The sequence below is a fragment of the Prevotella multiformis genome (genome assembly GCF_018127985.1).
In the GTDB taxonomy this organism is placed as follows: Bacteria; Bacteroidota; Bacteroidia; order Bacteroidales; family Bacteroidaceae; genus Prevotella; species Prevotella multiformis.
On the sequence record NZ_CP072357.1, the window covers coordinates 517,984 to 534,291 of the forward strand.

General features: G+C 49.9%; 13 protein-coding genes, 1 pseudogene and 1 riboswitch. Of the genes and pseudogenes, 9 read left to right on the plus strand and 5 right to left on the minus strand.

All coding sequences use genetic code 11. The features are described from left to right. Positions 1–7: 7 nt before the first annotated feature. From J4864_RS02015 to J4864_RS11765, 3 genes and pseudogenes are all read left to right on the plus strand, one after another. Positions 8–775 carry a thiamine pyrophosphate-dependent enzyme gene (locus tag J4864_RS02015; RefSeq protein ID WP_007368511.1) on the plus strand — a complete coding sequence of 256 codons (768 nt, stop codon included), beginning with the start codon at positions 8–10 and terminating at the stop codon, positions 773–775. A gap of 153 nt (positions 776–928) precedes the next feature. Beyond that, positions 929–1,471 carry a 2-oxoacid:ferredoxin oxidoreductase subunit gamma family protein gene (locus J4864_RS02020; protein WP_007368512.1) on the plus strand — a complete coding sequence of 181 codons (543 nt, stop codon included), beginning with the start codon at positions 929–931 and terminating at the stop codon, positions 1,469–1,471. Between the two features lie 816 nt (positions 1,472–2,287). Then, positions 2,288–2,413 (plus strand): annotated as a pseudogene (locus J4864_RS11765) (hypothetical protein); the annotation flags it as partial. A gap of 125 nt (positions 2,414–2,538) precedes the next feature. On the opposite strand, the gene J4864_RS02030 reads toward J4864_RS11765, so the two are convergent. Then, entirely contained in the window at positions 2,539–2,919 is a 381-nt protein-coding gene (locus J4864_RS02030) for a hypothetical protein (RefSeq protein WP_211814410.1), read from the minus strand. A gap of 223 nt (positions 2,920–3,142) precedes the next feature. Between J4864_RS02030 and glyA the strand changes: the two genes are divergently transcribed. The 4 genes from glyA to pncB all read left to right on the plus strand — a co-directional run bounded on the left by glyA (position 3,143) and on the right by pncB (position 9,479). Continuing rightward, positions 3,143–4,423: a serine hydroxymethyltransferase gene (gene glyA / locus J4864_RS02035; RefSeq protein WP_007368521.1), complete on the plus strand. Its 1,281-nt coding sequence runs from the start codon at positions 3,143–3,145 to the stop codon at positions 4,421–4,423. Between the two features lie 202 nt (positions 4,424–4,625). Then, a riboswitch (cobalamin riboswitch) is annotated at positions 4,626–4,815 on the plus strand. A 42-nt stretch (positions 4,816–4,857) separates the two neighbouring features. Further along, the gene (locus J4864_RS02040) at positions 4,858–6,831 is read left to right on the plus strand and encodes a TonB-dependent receptor plug domain-containing protein (RefSeq protein ID WP_211814411.1); all 1,974 of its coding nucleotides are present in this window, start codon (positions 4,858–4,860) and stop codon (positions 6,829–6,831) included. Positions 6,832–6,940: 109 nt separating this feature from the next. Beyond that, positions 6,941–8,005: a YncE family protein gene (locus tag J4864_RS02045; protein WP_211814412.1), complete on the plus strand. Its 1,065-nt coding sequence runs from the start codon at positions 6,941–6,943 to the stop codon at positions 8,003–8,005. A gap of 268 nt (positions 8,006–8,273) precedes the next feature. Then, positions 8,274–9,479: a nicotinate phosphoribosyltransferase gene (gene pncB, locus J4864_RS02050; protein WP_211814413.1), complete on the plus strand. Its 1,206-nt coding sequence runs from the start codon at positions 8,274–8,276 to the stop codon at positions 9,477–9,479. A 120-nt stretch (positions 9,480–9,599) separates the two neighbouring features. Here the strand turns inward: pncB and J4864_RS02055 are convergent, their stop codons facing one another. From J4864_RS02055 to J4864_RS02065, 3 genes are all read right to left on the minus strand, one after another. Continuing rightward, positions 9,600–10,961 (minus strand): MATE family efflux transporter, encoded by a 1,362-nt coding sequence (locus J4864_RS02055; RefSeq protein WP_211814414.1) that lies wholly within the window; start codon positions 10,959–10,961, stop codon positions 9,600–9,602. A gap of 287 nt (positions 10,962–11,248) precedes the next feature. Further along, positions 11,249–11,833 carry a porin family protein gene (locus J4864_RS02060; protein ID WP_211814415.1) on the minus strand — a complete coding sequence of 195 codons (585 nt, stop codon included), beginning with the start codon at positions 11,831–11,833 and terminating at the stop codon, positions 11,249–11,251. Positions 11,834–12,095: 262 nt separating this feature from the next. Next, positions 12,096–13,091, minus strand: a complete 996-nt coding sequence (locus J4864_RS02065; RefSeq protein WP_211814416.1) for a 2-hydroxyacid dehydrogenase — start codon at positions 13,089–13,091, stop codon at positions 12,096–12,098. 1,115 nt (positions 13,092–14,206) lie between these two features. On the opposite strand from J4864_RS02065, the gene J4864_RS02070 reads away from it, so the two are divergent. Next, complete coding sequence (locus J4864_RS02070; protein WP_211814417.1) at positions 14,207–15,130, plus strand: DMT family transporter; 924 nt, start codon at positions 14,207–14,209, stop codon at positions 15,128–15,130. Next, a complete protein-coding gene (locus tag J4864_RS02075; protein WP_211814418.1) occupies positions 15,111–15,992 on the plus strand; it encodes a DMT family transporter in 882 nt (293 codons plus the stop codon). The genes J4864_RS02070 and J4864_RS02075 overlap by 20 nt, the downstream gene beginning before the upstream one ends. 28 nt (positions 15,993–16,020) lie before the next feature. Here J4864_RS02075 and J4864_RS02080 read toward each other — a convergent pair whose 3' ends face one another. After that, the gene (locus tag J4864_RS02080; RefSeq protein WP_211814419.1) at positions 16,021–16,242 is read right to left on the minus strand and encodes a hypothetical protein; all 222 of its coding nucleotides are present in this window, start codon (positions 16,240–16,242) and stop codon (positions 16,021–16,023) included. Between the last annotated feature and the right edge of the window lie 66 nt (positions 16,243–16,308).

Here is a 16,308-nt window from a genome sequence, read left to right on the forward strand (position 1 = left end):
CTGTATTATGGCAAATAATATTATTTCACCGGAGAATCTGGTGTATAAGAAACCCGCCTTGATGAACGATACGACAATGCACTATTGTCCCGGCTGTTCGCATGGTGTGGTTCATAAGTTGGTTGCAGAAGTGATCGAAGAGATGGGAATGAGCGACAAGGCCGTCGGGGTCTGCCCTGTCGGCTGTGCTGTCTTCGCCTATCGTTATCTTGACATTGACTGGCAGGAAGCTCCCCATGGGCGTGCTCCGGCTGTGGCGACAGGCATCAAGCGGCTGTGGCCGGACCGCCTCGTCTTCACTTATCAGGGCGACGGTGACCTTGCCTGCATCGGTACGGCCGAGACCATCCATGCACTGAACCGCGGCGAGAATATCCCGATCATCTTCATCAACAATGCCATCTACGGCATGACGGGCGGGCAGATGGCTCCGACCACTCTTATCGGTCAGAAGACCGCAACCTGTCCTTATGGGCGTGATCCGGAGCTGCATGGCTACAATCTGAACATTACCGAACTGGCAAGCCATCTGAAGGGTACTTGTTTTGTAACTCGTCAGAGCGTCGACTCCGTGGCTTCCATCAACAAGGCGAAACGGGCTATCCGCAAGGCGTTCGAAGCAAGCATGCAAGGAAAGGGAAGCTCCCTGGTAGAGATCGTGTCAACGTGTAACAGCGGCTGGAAGCTCACGCCGGTAAAGGCGAATGAGTGGATGCGTGAGAATATGTTCCCGGAATACGAAAAAGGAGACCTGAAAGATACAACAGGGCTTTGATGAGCCCATGGCAATGTATCGCTGACAAGTAACAGGAGAAATCCGTCGGGAGGGCAGCCCGCTGTCTGTCCGTTGATTCATGAGAACGGGCGTCCTGTCAGGGTGTTTTCCTCGTGAACATCAGCAATCTCCTACATATTAAAAAAGTGTAAAATGAAAAAAGAGATAATTATTAGCGGCTTTGGCGGTCAGGGTGTGCTCTCAATGGGCAAGATTCTGGCTTACTCCGGTCTGATGGAAGATAAGGAGATAACCTGGATGCCGGCTTACGGTCCCGAGCAGCGTGGCGGTACAGCCAACGTGACGGTCATCGTAAGCGACGAGCGCATCTCTTCCCCGATCCTCAGCAAGTATGATGTGGCGATCGTTCTGAACCAGCCTTCGCTGGATAAGTTTGAACCCAAAGTGAAACCGGGCGGGATTCTCATTTACGACGGCTACGGTGTCTTCAATCCTCCGACCCGCAAGGACATTTCCGTCTATCGGGTCGATGCGATGGACAAGGCCGCAGAGATGAAGAATGCCAAGGTCTTCAACATGATAGTGCTGGGCGGGCTGCTGAAAGTATGTCCGGTGGTCAGTACCGATGGCCTGAAGAAGGCTCTGTTCAAGAGTCTTCCTGAACGGCATCATAATCTTATTCCGCTGAATATGCAGGCAGTGGAAGAAGGTATGAAGATCATTGAGCAGCAGTAACGGATAGGGGCGACCTTTCCATGCTGCTCTAAGAATAAAGGAAAAACCTGATTTTTTATAACTCTCTAATTTGTTTGAAGGGATCTTAGCAGTGATGCCACGGATCCCTTTTTTCTTTCCCGATAAATTCTCATACACACTACATGGGCGGACCATGAAAATCGAAGACAGACAGCAGATTGATTCTTTGGAAGGAATCCTGGCAGCAGTGCTGCATGACAAAACGCTTATTTATCATAACTCCCATTATTTAAAAAGTGTGGAGTAATATTGAAAGAAGCTGGGATCTTTCCTTTCAAAGACTTCTGTATCGTTGCAAGCCTGTTTGTCCAACATTTTTTCAGAATAGCATCTCAGACACGTATTCAATCTGATGTTTGGCAGACGGGATTCCTTTTAGGCGCATTGAGCCGACATCTTTCTTGTCAGAATACAGCGGACTATGCTAATGAAAGAGAAAAATTAGAGACAGCGCATAAGGACTATAAAAAAAGATAGTCGGAGAAAGCTATGATATTGAGATGACAATGTGAATTTATGCTGAAACGGGCGACAACTTCCACGGTTCACCATCACATCCTTTCGTTTGAATCGCTGGGAACAGGATTCCCGACCGGTCGGGAATCCTGTTCCCAGCGGTCGGGACTGCCGTTCCCAAGGCTTGGGAATCACATTCCCATTGCAGTTTAATGCTGTTGGTTGTGTAGTTTAATATTTCTGATTGACTACCTTCCGTCTTATTTTCAAGCCCGGTTGGATGAGTTAAGAATCCGTTTTAACAGTTGTTAACGATAAGTCGTTTCAGGCGGGCACTTCAACATAGACAACAATCTCATGGAACAAGCTATTAGACCTGTCACACTTGGAAGAAGAAAGTTTGAAAGTTGCCAAGTTATAAATTTGCATTTAGTTGACAACCTATCATCTTGTTTTCAAACTTAGTTGACGGCTTGAAAAGTTTGTTTTTTGCTCATTCTCCTGCTGTTCTGCAGACTCAACGGCCGGCAGTTCGTTCGGTGAAGCCCGCTGTCAGGAGAATCTCTGTGGCAGAACCGATGCCGGACGGTCTACCCTATTATGTCGTGATAGTCCTTATCGAATGTCTGCGGATGGCGTCCCATCAGCACGGTGTTAAGCAGGCAGTTGGCGACAAGCTCCTCGCTTGACAGATCCACTTTCGGGTCTTTCTTGACTTCTTTTCCGAGAAGCACGTTCCACGGTCCGTTGAAATCACGGTCATCAGCCCCGAAGAACATTTCGTTGGTACCAGGATCCTCCATCAGCTGATACCGGATCTGTTTCTTGGACATCACTGGCGGGATGTCCAGCAGCAGGTCGTAGGCATGGCGGAACTGTGCGCGCAGACGGCGCCCCTTGGGAAACATAAGACCTATCTGCGGATAGATCTCGTCAAAATCATAAGCCTGGAACAACTCTTTCAATTTCATACTATTCCGTTCTTTTATTTGCTGTCAGAAAATTGACATGTAAACATTTCCCAATCCTGCAGATCCTTTCGGGAAGCCGGTGGAAAATCTGTCGGTATGCAAAGTTACATTATTTTTTTTGATACGCTTGCAAGTTAGAACATTAATTCGTATATTTGCAGCGTTATCACTAACCACGGAGGACATAGGCTAATACATCCTCCCATAAACATTTCAAATACACATGAGAAGAGACCAGGAAATTTTTGACCTTATCGAGTTGGAACACAAACGCCAGCTCAAGGGGATGGAGCTGATTGCATCGGAGAATTTCGTCAGTGACGAAGTCATGCAGGCCATGGGATCCTACCTGACGAACAAGTATGCCGAAGGCTATCCCGGCAAGCGCTACTACGGTGGCTGCCAGGTGGTAGACCAAGTAGAGACAATTGCCATTGAGCGTATAAAGCAGCTCTTCGGTGCAGAATTTGCCAACGTGCAGCCCCATTCCGGCGCACAGGCCAACCAGGCGGTACTGCTTGCCGTTCTGAAGCCCGGAGACACCTTCATGGGTCTTGACCTTGACCAGGGCGGACATCTTTCTCATGGCAGCGAGGTGAATACGTCAGGTATCCTTTATCACCACATCGGCTATACGCTCAACCGTGAGACCGGACGCGTCGACTATGACGAGATGGAACGGCTCGCACGCGAACACAAACCCAAGCTCATCATCGGCGGCGGATCTGCTTACAGCCGTGAATGGGACTATAAGCGTATGCGCCAGATTGCAGACGAGGTGGGCGCACTGCTGATGGTCGACATGGCTCACCCTGCAGGACTCATCGCGGCAGGCCTGCTTGACAATCCCGTGAAATATGCCCATATCGTTACCACAACCACCCACAAGACACTCCGCGGTCCTCGTGGCGGCGTGATTCTCATGGGTAAAGACTTCGAGAATCCATGGGGGCTGACGACAAAGAAAGGTGTCGTGAAACCCATGTCCATGCTCCTCAATTCTGCTGTCTTCCCCGGAAACCAGGGCGGCCCGCTGGAGCACGTCATCGCCGCCAAGGCAGTCGGTTTCGGTGAGAACCTGCTGCCGAGCTGGAAGGAATATGCCCTGCAGGTGAAGAAGAATGCTTCAGTTCTGGCCCAGGCGCTTATTGACAAGGGATTCAGCATTGTCAGCGGTGGTACGGACAACCATTCCATGCTGCTCGACCTGCGCCAGAAATATCCTGATCTTACAGGTAAGGTGGCTGAGACAGCTCTTGTTGCAGCCGACATCACGGCCAACAAGAACAAAGTTCCGTACGACGAGCGTTCTGCTTTCCAGACAAGCGGTCTGCGTCTTGGAACAGCAGCCATGACGACCCGCGGCTGCAAGGAAGACATGATGCTGCTCTGTGCCGACCTCATCGACGAGGTGCTGGCAGACCCGGAGAACGAGCAGGTCATCAAACGCGTACGTGAGAAGGTGAATGAGACGATGAAGGATTATCCGCTCTTCGCTTACTAAGGGCAATATCATTGCAGTATCTGAAAGATACAAAACAAAAGAGGGTGTGCAGGATTTCCTGCACACCCTCTTTTGTTTTCCCTACCGGGGCATCGGTTTGAAGCCTTGAGAGTAGCCGGGCATAATAAGGCTTTCATATTCGGCAGAGGAGGTCCGGATGGACTTTTTTAACAGAACAGGCATGAAATCCGATATTTTTATGTAAGTTTGCAATCGCAATAGGTTCATTACTCCCATGATTAAAAAGGGAAAGCGGTGCGAATCCGCTACTGTCCCGCAGCTGTAAGTCATCTTGCTCGGGCAAACAGAAGCCACTGGCATCATCAGACCGGGAAGGCGTTTGCCCATCTTGGATAACAAGTCAGAAGACCTGCCATTGCAAGTCGTTGCATCCCTCGAGGAAGGGCACTGCATAGAATCCTTGAAGAAAAGACATGAGGCGACTGGCTTCTTGCATACTGTTATTGTGCCCGTTCGGTACGATGGCACAGACTGCCAATACAGACTCCGTCCATACGATTCAGGAAGTCGTGGTCAGCGGGTTCCGCATAGCCGGGAACGTGTGGGCAAGTTCACCTGTCCAGACCCTTTCACACACCGACATGGAACGGCTCGGCATCCGTGATATGGGGGATGCCCTGAAGCGGTTTGCCGGCGTGCAGGTGAAAGACTACGGCGGTGTGGGCGGTATGAAGACCGTGAACATCCGCGGACTGGGGGCAGGACACACAGGAGTGGTCTATGATGATGTGCAGGTAGGCGACTGTCAGAGCGGACAGGTGGACCTCTCCCGGTTCACGCTTGACAATGTATCGCTCGTCAGTCTTCAGGTCGGTCAGGCCGATGACATCTATCAGAGCGCCAAGGCATACGCTTCCGCCGGACTTATCAACATCCGTACACTGGAGGATTCCGACACCGCAGGACGCCTTTCTGCCACCGTCCGGACGGGAAGCTATGGCCTCCTCTCCCCTGCCCTTCTCTTCCATCAGCAGTATTCCCGTCTTCGAATCGGTGTGTATGGAAACCATGAAAGAGCAGACGGTGTCTATGACTTTAAGCTGAAGAACGGTAACAAGACCATCCGGGAACGCCGCAGCAACAGCGATATAGAGACCTGGCATGGTGAACTGAATATGGCTTGGCAGACAGACAGCCGTCAGATTCTCAAGTGGAAGGCTTACGGATTCACCTCACACCGGGGGCTGCCGGGGGCTGTCATTTACGACAATCCCCACTCTGCAGAACGTCTGACGGACAAGAACGTATTTACACAGGTCTTTTATGAGAACCGGTTGAAACCGCGCATCAGGTTCAAGACGGCAGCCAAGTGGAATTATGCGTGGACACGCTACTCTGACGACCCTGCCGGCGGATACAAAGAGGATACCTACCGGCAGCAGGAAGCATATCTGACAGCTACCTTATGGTGCGAACCGCTTCGGGAACTTCATCTGTCGCTGGCACAGGATTATGCCTACAACCACCTGACGATGACACTTCCGCAGGCTTCTGATCCTACACGGAATTCTCTGTGGACAGCCTTGGCGGCCAACTGCCACACAGGGCGGTTTGTTTTCAACGCTTCGGTTCTTGCCACGAATATCACAGAAAAAGTCAAACTGGGCCGGGCTTCCGGCGGATTCCATCGCCTTTCACCGGCCTTCAGCCTGCAATGGCATTGTCTGCGACATCTGCGTTTCCGCTTGGGCTATAAGGATATTTTCCGTACGCCCACGCTGAACGAACTTTATTATACAGGCGTAGGCAACCGGTGTCTTGAACCCGAAACATCACGTCAGTGGAATCTTGGGGCAACCTATTGCCAGACTTTCCGGCAGACATTGCAGCTCTCGCTGACAGCCGACGGCTATCTGGGCAACGTCACCGACAAGATTATCGCAGTCCCTAAGATGTTCTACTGGCAGATGATGAATGCGGGAAAGGTGCATCAGACAGGCCTCGACCTGTCTATGAATATAGAGAGACGATGGGGCGGAAAAACGTCGCTTGCAGTGACCGGCAGTTACAGCTTCCTGAAGGCAACTGACAGAACCGACCCTGCCGATGTCTACTATGGTGACCAGATCGCCTATACTCCACGCCATTCAGGGGCTGCGGGCATACTGCTGCACACATCATGGGCCGACCTTGGTTACAATGTCTTGTGGATGGGAGAGCGTTACTCATTGGGCTATGCCATTCCGCAGAACCGAATGGCAGGCTTTGCCGACCACTGCATTACACTGTCCAAGGAACTTCGTGTCTTCCGTCAGCAGCTGCGCATACGATTCGACTTGCGCAATCTTGGAAACAAAAACTATGAGATAGTAAGGTTCTACCCCATGCCCGGTACGAACTGGCGGCTCTCTATAAGCTGGAAAGGCCGTGGAAAAGTAAAAAGGTAAAAAGGAAAAAGGGGAAGGAAAAAGAAAAAGATGCGAGGAGGAAAATGGAGAAAAGTAAGATGTGAAAGCAGAAGCATTAAAATCAATTATATTTAAAACAACAAGAACAATGAAAAAGAATCTTCTTGCGCTGGGCATCATCCTGATGGCTGCGCTTACGTTCACCGCCTGCAGCGATGACAATGACTTTGATGACGGCAGGCAACAGCCGGAAGTCGCCAATCCTACAACTTACGTTGCCTGCGCCGGCAATTTCAAAGCCAACGACGGCACTGTCGGCATCCTCTTCTATAATGCTACGGCACGCCCTACATCACCCTTCCGTTATTACGATGCTTATACTGCACAGAACGGGGAAGAGGTGGGCGATGCACAGGACCTGATCGTCGTCGGCGACAAGGTGGTCATAACCGGGACGACTTCTTCAAAGATAGAAATCCTGAACCGTTTAGGACGGCTTGAAAAGAAAATCCTCATGCCGAAGGTAGAGCCACGCTATCTGGCTACAGACGGAAAGTATGTTTACTTCTCGGCATACAGCGGGAAAATCTACAAGATGAATCCCAATGATCTGCAGAAGCCGATCATCGATTCTGTTGAAGTCGGTCCATATCCGGAAGCGATCTCTGTTGCAAACGGAAAGCTCTATGCGAATATGTCTGACCACAACTTTGACAACAAGGGTAAATCCATTTCCGTTGTCGACCTCGGTTCGTTCAAGAAAGTCAAGGAGATAGCAGTAGTGCTGAACCCTTACAACCAGAGTATTGCTGTGGGCAATGACATTTATTTTGTTTCCAATTACCATAGCGAGAATGCCCTCGTGCAGAAGATTGATGCAACAACCGACAAGGTTACCAGCGTCTGCAAGGCAAGTGCCATTGCCTATGATGCACCGAAGAAAGCACTCGTATGCTTATACGCAACGTACTATGATACGGCTAAGCGGTTCTTCTTCTATGATCTGAAGACCGGTGCGGAGGCCGACATCGCCATGACGGGACTGAAGAGTCCGCAGCAGGTGAACGTAGACAGCAAAGGTCAGATTTATGTCATTGACAACCCGAGTTACAAGGCACCGAGCGAAGTGTTCTACTATTCGCCGGCAGGCAAGCTCATCCAGGGGAATATCCAGGTGGGCTACAGCGCACAGAACGTGAGATTCGCCAATTAAGCAATATTGGGGAAAGAAGACTGCTGCACGCTGACGGCGGTCTTTACAGACCGAACATATCCTATTAGCCGAGGGAGCATCGATGCAGATTGACGCTCCCTCTGCTTGTTGTCTGCCGGCAGGACAAAGTCCCTTTTCTTGCCGCCTTGCCTGCCGGGCTTGTCACACAGGGTTCGCTTATCTTCCTCCAGAATCATATTTCTTACAAATCACTTTGTCTTTCCATATCTTTTTTATACTTTTGGCAGCAGAAATCAAGAATAACAGAATGAGACAGATCATTAACCATTTCACAGACGACGACCTCTACAAGCTGACCATGTGCTGTGCCGTCATTGACAATTATCCACGTGCGCACGTGCGTTACCAGTTTGTAGACCGTGATGACATGGTCTATCCTGATGGATTCGCCCGTGAAGTGGAACACCAGATAGAGTTGCTGGAGTCGGTAGTCATTACCAATGAGGAGATAAGTTTTCTTCGCCAGAAGTGTTATTATCTGCCTGAATGGTTCTTGACTTACCTCCGCGGCTTCCGCTTTTCACGTGACTGGGTGAAGGTGTGGCAGAATGACCAGGGGCATCTTCATGTCGAGTTCGAGGGATTGTGGGCTGACACGATTCTGCTTGAAGTGAAGGTGCTGGCGATAATCTCAGAGCTGTTCTATATGTTTAACGAGCAGGCACAGGGATTTGATTACCAAAAACTTTATGACAAGACCTACCACAAGACCGAGAGGCTGCTTGAAGCTGGCTGCGTCTTCTCCGACTTCGGCACACGCCGTCGGGCGAGTCTGGTAGCCGAGGATACAGCCGTCCGTGCCATGAAGGACTGCTACGACAGCCGCCAATGGAAAGGCAGATTTGTCGGAACGAGCAATATCCACCTTGCCATGAAGTACGATCTGATGCCTGTCGGCACGATGGCTCACGAGTTCATCTGCGCCATCGGCGGCATGTTCGGCCCTCAGATGGCCAATTACATGGCGATGGAGGCATGGCGGAAGACCTATCGGGGCGCACTCGGGACTTACCTCTACGACTCTTTCGGCTGGGACATCTTCTCCTATAACTTCTCGGAAGACTTCGCCAATCAGTTCAAAGGACTCCGCATTGACTCGGGAGACAATTTCGAGCAGCTGGAGAAAATCATCGCCAAATACAAGTCCTTCGGCATTGATTCCCGTGACAAGCAGGTACTGTTCTCGAACGCACTGGACACAGACAGGGCTATCGAGATACAGCATTATGCCGAGGGACGTGTAAAGCCGTCGTTCGGCATCGGTACGCATTTCACCAACGACTTCCCCCATGTGAAGCCGATGAACATCGTCATCAAGCTGGTTGCCGTGAAAATCACGGAGTCGTGGCCCTTCTACAACGACACCTGCAAGATTTCAGAGGACAAGGGGAAGCATACGGGCAGGCCCGAAGTCATCAAGAGGTTTATGGAAGCCATACATTACAAGGAGTAAAGTCCGCACCGCAAAAGGAGCATGCTGACGAATTGCAGAAAGACGGTAATAAGGCTGTGTCAAAAGTCCATATGGGATATGTGACACACTTTCATTACCGTCTTTCCGGTTGGGGCGTACCTATCGTTTCTCCGTTGAACTTTCGATTCGCTTTAATCCTTTCTGGTAATAAACGTAATAGAGTATTCCTGCCGTCGTCAGCCCGAAGGGAAAGGCGTACCAGACACCCAGCAGCCGGTAGTCCATTACGACTCCGAAAAAATAGCCCAGAGGCAATGACACGACAAAAAAAGCGATGAAGGCAATCCATGTCAGCGGACGCACAACAGCAATGCCGCGCAGGGCATTCGCATAGTTGCACTGCATACCGTCTCCGAACTGATAGATCATAAATGGAACAATCGTCATGGAGACCATTGAAATGACATCGGCATTATCAGTGAACAGACCGCCGATAATGTGACGGCAAAGGAAAACCGGAACGGATGTAGACAGTGCAAGCAGGAAGACCAGATGGATTCCGGCAGTCGCCGTGCGTCTTACAGCCGTATAATCCCGTTGCCCCATGAAATTGCTGATCCGTACCGCCACGGCAGCTGCCAGCCCGTAATAAATCATATAGCCCAGCTGTGAGATGGTAAGCATGACCTGATGTGCCGCCAGGGATGTCGTACCGAACCATCCCACCATCAGACTCGACAGGCTGAAGGCAGCCGCCTCCATCCCCATCTGCAGTGCCAGAGGAAGACCGAGGACAGTTATCTGCCTGAAATCCGTGCGGTTCGTGTGCCCCAGTCGCCATCCTTCCCGGTATTCCCTGTATTTCCTGCCGAAGAAGAAGACACCGGCCATCACGATTGCCATCACAATCCGTGAAATCATCGTGGACAGACCGGCACCGATCAATCCCATCTCCGGTATGCCTAAATGGCCGTAGATGAGTATCCAGTTGCCGAAGATGTTCATCACGTTGCCGCTGACAAGTATCCACATGGCTACTTTCGTATCGGTAATTCCGTCCGTAAACTGCCGGAAAGTATTGAACCAGCAGACAAACGGCAGGGAGACAAGCTGGATGAGGAAGTAAGGGCGTATGAGCGGGAGCAGCTCCTCCGGCTGTCCCAGCCGGTGGACGTTCAGGTAGAGGACGGTCATGATGACTGACAGGAATACCGCCATACAGGTGTTGGCTGCCACAGCACTCTTCATCAGTTCGCCGATGCGATGGGTCTTCTCCTGTCCGTAGAGCGTTCCGACAAGGGCCGTGACAGCATAGGTGAAGCCGATGGCAAAGATAATGACCAGCGTGAACATATTGTTGACAAACGCCGCTGCCGCCAGTTCTTCCGTACTGTGATGCCCGATCATAAGTGTGTCGGCAAAGTTCAGAATGAGGTTTCCCAACTGTCCGATGATGATGGGAACGCCTAAATAAGTGAGATTACGATAGTGTGTTTCGTATTTTGAAAATTGATAAGACATACCTTTTTGTTTCTGTATAAATGATAACGGAACTGCAAAGGTACGAAATAAAAGCGTATTTCCATGCATAGTTCATGGCTTGCTTTCCGTAAGGCTGCTCCCACACTCCCTACAAGTTCCTACAGAAGGGGGGAACTGTTTCACGGAAAAGACGCAGATGCACCTGCTGAGGTAAAAGGGCTGCTCTCCTCATCTGCTCTCATCTATCGGCATTTGACCTACCCACAATAAAAAAGGAGGAGACAATAAAGTCCCCTCCCCGATAGTGAAACCCAAATGGGAATGAATTACAGGTCGAATTTGTAACCCAAAGTAATTTGGAATACGCTGTTCTTCTGGTCAAGTTTGTCTACGTCGAGCACCTTTGTCAGTCCCCAGTTGTAACGGGCATCTACCTGGAAGTTATTGTACTCGTAAGAAATGCCTACAGGGATAGAGAAATCCACCGACTTAGCCTTCAGATCGACTAAAGCTCCTCCTAAAACAGGCATCCTGAGATCAAGCTTGTCATTAACCTTGAAGCCCGGCTGTACACCCAGTTTCACGGCGAGACCTTTGACAACATAGACGTTTGCCATGATAGGTACATTGATGTAGTCCAGCTTTTCTGTGGACTTAGCACCAAAAGCGTCAAACTTAGCCCCCTGCATAGAATAGAGCAATCCTGCACTGACAGAGAAGATGTCGCTTGCCTGGTATTCCCCTTCGACACCAGCGACGAGACCTACACGTGCGTCAGAACTGTTGTTGTCAGTAAGGTTGGCGATGCTCACACCGACCTTCGGCTGGAGGTTGATAGAACCTACTGCGTGCTGTGCGAATGTAGCGACTGATGAAAACATCAATGCGGCTACTACCAATACTTTTTTCATAACTCTTTGTTTTTAATTAGGTATAAATGTTGTCAATATGTTGTCCTTTCTATCTCGTGGCACTCTGTACGTACAGGTGTCTTCCGAATCATGTATTATCAAATATCTTTCGTGGGCAAAGATAGTGGAAACGGATGTAATGTCAAAGCGTTTTGTGTTAAATTGTATTTATCTTGTGTTTTTGCTGATTGATTTCAATGAAAAGGTGGACAGAGAAAGATAATCTTTCAATGTCCACCTTATTATATATAGGGGAGATACTTTATTTCACCTCGCAGCTCAGTTCCTTTCCCTCTGCAAGTTCCTTTACACTGTTGAGTGTGGAAACGGCGATGTTATGAAGCGCCTCTTCGGTGAAGAAAGCCTGATGAGAAGTCAGGACAACGTTCGGTACCATCAGCAGGCGTGCCAGTACATCGTCGTCGATCATCTTTCCGCTCTTGTCCTCGTAGAAGTATTCTTTCTCTTCCTCATATACGTCGAGACCAGCCGACCCCACCTGCTTGGTGCGGAGTCCCTCGATGAGGTCCTCGGTATGGATGAGCTGTCCGCGGCCTGTATTGATGATCATTACCCCCTTCTTCATCCTGGCGATGCTCTCCCGATTGATGAGGAACTTGGTGTCGGGTGTCAGCGGACAGTGAAGCGAAATGATGTCACTGTGCGCATACAGTTCGTCGAGCTGGACAATCTTTACCCCATACCGTTCTGCAAATTCCTTGTCAGGGTAAAGGTCGTAGGCCATGATGTTCATCCCGAATCCGTGGAGGATTTTGATCAGTTCCTTGGCAATGCGCCCCATTCCGATGATTCCCGCAGTCTTGCCGTACATGTCGAAGCCCAGCAGCCCGTTCAGTGTGAAGTTCCCGTCACGCGTACGGTGTACCGCCCGGTAGATCTTGCGGTTCAGGCTCAGCATCAAGGCAACGGCATATTCTGCCACAGCGTGTGGCGAGTAAGCCGGAACACGCGTCACCTTAATGCGTCCTGCGGCAGCCTTCAAGTCTACGTTGTTGAAACCGGCACAGCGGAGTGCGATGAGTTTCACACCGCCTTTTACCAGTTCGTCTATCACCCGTGCGTCACACTCAGCATTGACGAAGATGCACACCACGTCAGCCCCTTTTGCCAAAGGGACTGTACTGAGGCTGAGACGCTCCTGATAATAGCGGATGTCGAAATTATAATCTTCGTTTACTTTGTTGAATGACTCAATGTCATACGACTTTGCATCGAAAAAAGCTATCCTTACTGCCATCTTTCTTTTGAATTTTAAGTTGTTATAAGTGTCCGGGAATTTCTCTCTTACATGGACTATCCCAGATGATTCCACATTGGTATGCCGGAACCGGTGATGAAGGAAAGCCCTTTGCGTTCTCTTCAGATTTCTCCATCGACAGAACACCTTTCTGCAATCCTCCTGTGCTTCGGCAATTGTTGCAGTTAAAGTTATCCGCCCTTCTGATGAAGACACTGCAAAGGTACATATTATTTGTAATATTTGCAAATATTGTTCTTGTGGACTGTCATATTACCGGCTCATCAGGCAAAGTGATGTGACAGGGGCTGCCTGAAATACGAAATATTGTTCTATGGGCAGTGGATTATAAGCTGCACCATGACCTTCCTGAAGAGACCGTTTTCTCACAATATTATTTTTGATTGGTTCTTCCGCTAAATGCGTGGATGCTTTTCGTATAGCTTTAACGGAAGAACCGAAGTGATTCATTCGGCAAAAACATAGCCAAGGCTGTCAACTGCCTGTTCTGTTATCATCCTTCGATACAATGACCTTCTCATTTCTATACGTTGGAAAGACAGATAAGTTTATGAAAAGTCATTACATAATTTTAAACAAATCATCTGCGAACAAAAAGAATCCGTGCTAAAATCAGATTTGTAACCAGCAGTCAATCAATTGGTTATTAAGTCATTTCTAACAGGTGCCTGATTGGACTTCAAAAGGGCGTTAGTAACACGCTGAAAGACCACCTGTTGCAAGTCAATCAGGCATCTTTTAGAGGCCAGAAGAGCATGTGTCAGCTTTGAACTGCACAAAAATGTTTACAAACAACGACGGTAAAGGAATAAGTTGTCTGTAGAAGATGGAAAGCATGCTGATGGACAGACATCGTATCTATTTGTCTTTTCTGTATTTTATCTTTCAGTTTATCCTCTTTTGCAAGCCCATCTGATTTTGGGTAGTCATACCCTGCAAGTGCATAAGCCTTTATTCTTTTTCCAATCTATCTATTTAACGGAAGAACCTTTTGATTTCGGTTGCTGTCATTTTTATATACCCTTTCCATACCGAGATTAAGGAAAAAAGTGTAATTTTGCACCCTTGCAAAGTGTAACAAACATACATCGGTCGTGAATTACTCATCCACCCTAAAGGGCTATGGCTATGCCAGCCTGTCCGCAATTACTTTCGGTACGATTCCGCTTTTCTCCATACCCGTGATGGAAACAGGGATGCTGCTGCCGTCCGTACTGATTTATCGGTTCGCCTTTGGCTGTCTCTCCATGATGGCCATCCTGCTCTGGCGCAGGCAGAGCCTGCACATCCGGTGGGGCGACGGAATGCGCATCATGTTCCTTTCCATCCTGTATGCCGTGTCGGCGGTATGCCTGTTCAGCAGCTACGAGTTCATGCCGGGCGGTGTCGCCACGACGCTGTTGTTCTCCTATCCCGTATGGACGGAAGTCCTGCTCATCCTGTTCTTCCATGAGAAGATAACGCTTCGCATAACTCTGGCTATCCTGCTGGCTATCGCCGGCGTGTTTTTTCTCGGAGGCATCGGACAGACGGATGGCATCAAGTCGCTGTGGGGGGTAGTCCTCGCCATGTCTTCGGGACTTCTGTATGCCATCTACATGGTCATCTTCCCGCACATGCGTATCCGTAAACTTCCCGCACTGAAACTGAACTTCTACATCTTTTTCATGGCGATGCTGCTGTTAGTCCTGTACGCTTCGTTTACCACAGGCGGCGTACAGCGGATTCCTGATGGTGCATCGTGCCTGTCGCTCATACTCCTGGGACTGATTCCGACCACCGTCAGCAATGTGACCCTGGTACGTTCGCTCACGCTGATCGACTCTGCCAGCGTGGCGATCCTCGGTGCCTTCGAGCCGTTGACGGCCATGGCAATCGGCATTACGCTCATGGGAGAACCGCTCACGACCTCTATCTTCATCGGCTTCATGCTTATCATCACCTCCGTACTGATTCTTATCACCAAGGGAAAGTCCCTCCCTAATCCACTTCAGAAATATGCCCGTCACAAAGAATAAGCCCCTCCTCTGGCATTTCCTCGCCACCGTCATCGTCGGTGTGTGGGGAACAACCTTCGTCAATACGAAAGTACTCTACAACAGCGGGCTGACACCCTTGGAAATCTTCTTCCTCCGCTTCGTCATCGCCTACATCTGTATATGGTTCATCTCGCCGCGTCACTTGTTTTCCCGGACCTGGCGCGACGAACTGCTGATGGTGCTGCTGGGCATCACGGGCGGTTCGGTCTTCTTCCTTGCCGAGAACTATGCCGTGGGACTCACATTCGTCAACAACGTCAGCTTCATCGTCTGTACTGCGCCTCTGATGACCGTAATCCTCGGAATCACCTTCGTGAAGAGCATCAAGGCAAGCTGGTCGCTGATACTCGGGTCGCTGACAGCGCTGCTGGGAGTGGCTGTCGTCATCTTCAATGGCAGCTTCGTCCTGCACCTCAATCCGTGGGGCGACCTGCTGGCTTTGCTGGCATCGGTGTGCTGGGCGGTCTATTCCCTGCTGATGAAGAAGATTTCGCACGATTATTCCGCAGTCTTCATCACCCGTAAAATCTTCTTCTACGGGCTTGTGACCGTATTGCCGGCATTCCTCTTCGATCCGTGGACGGCTACACCCGCCATGCTTCTGACGCCGAAGGTCGTCCTGAACCTGCTCTTTCTCGGTCTCGTCGCCTCTTTCCTCTGCTTTGTCCTCTGGACATTGGTCATAGCAAAGATCGGTGCGATGACTTCATCTAACTATCTTTATCTTAATCCCATTACGACTGTCGTCGCCAGTGCCTTCTTCCTCAACGAGCCTATGACGGCCATTGCGTATGTCGGCAGTGCGCTGATACTCTTAGGCGTGGCGGTGTCAAACAAATGAGCCAGACGGAATGTATCTGCCTGTACGGTCAACTGTGTACAGGCAGATACTGAATAGATTCCTCTTCTTTCACGATAAGCTGTCCCACCTCCAACAACAGATTGAAACCGTGCGGTCCTTCGAAACGCCCCGTGTTCGCCGTCAGCACGAGAACGTTCCAATCGACAGGATATATATCGTAAGGAGACGGTGGCAGCCTGATGCGGAGGGTGGCTATCAGGCGGCAGTGTACCGTCAGCCGTATAGTCATGGGAGAACCGTTCAAATACGGGGCGTATCAGAAAAAGACAGGGACGTACGCAGAAGCGTACGTCCC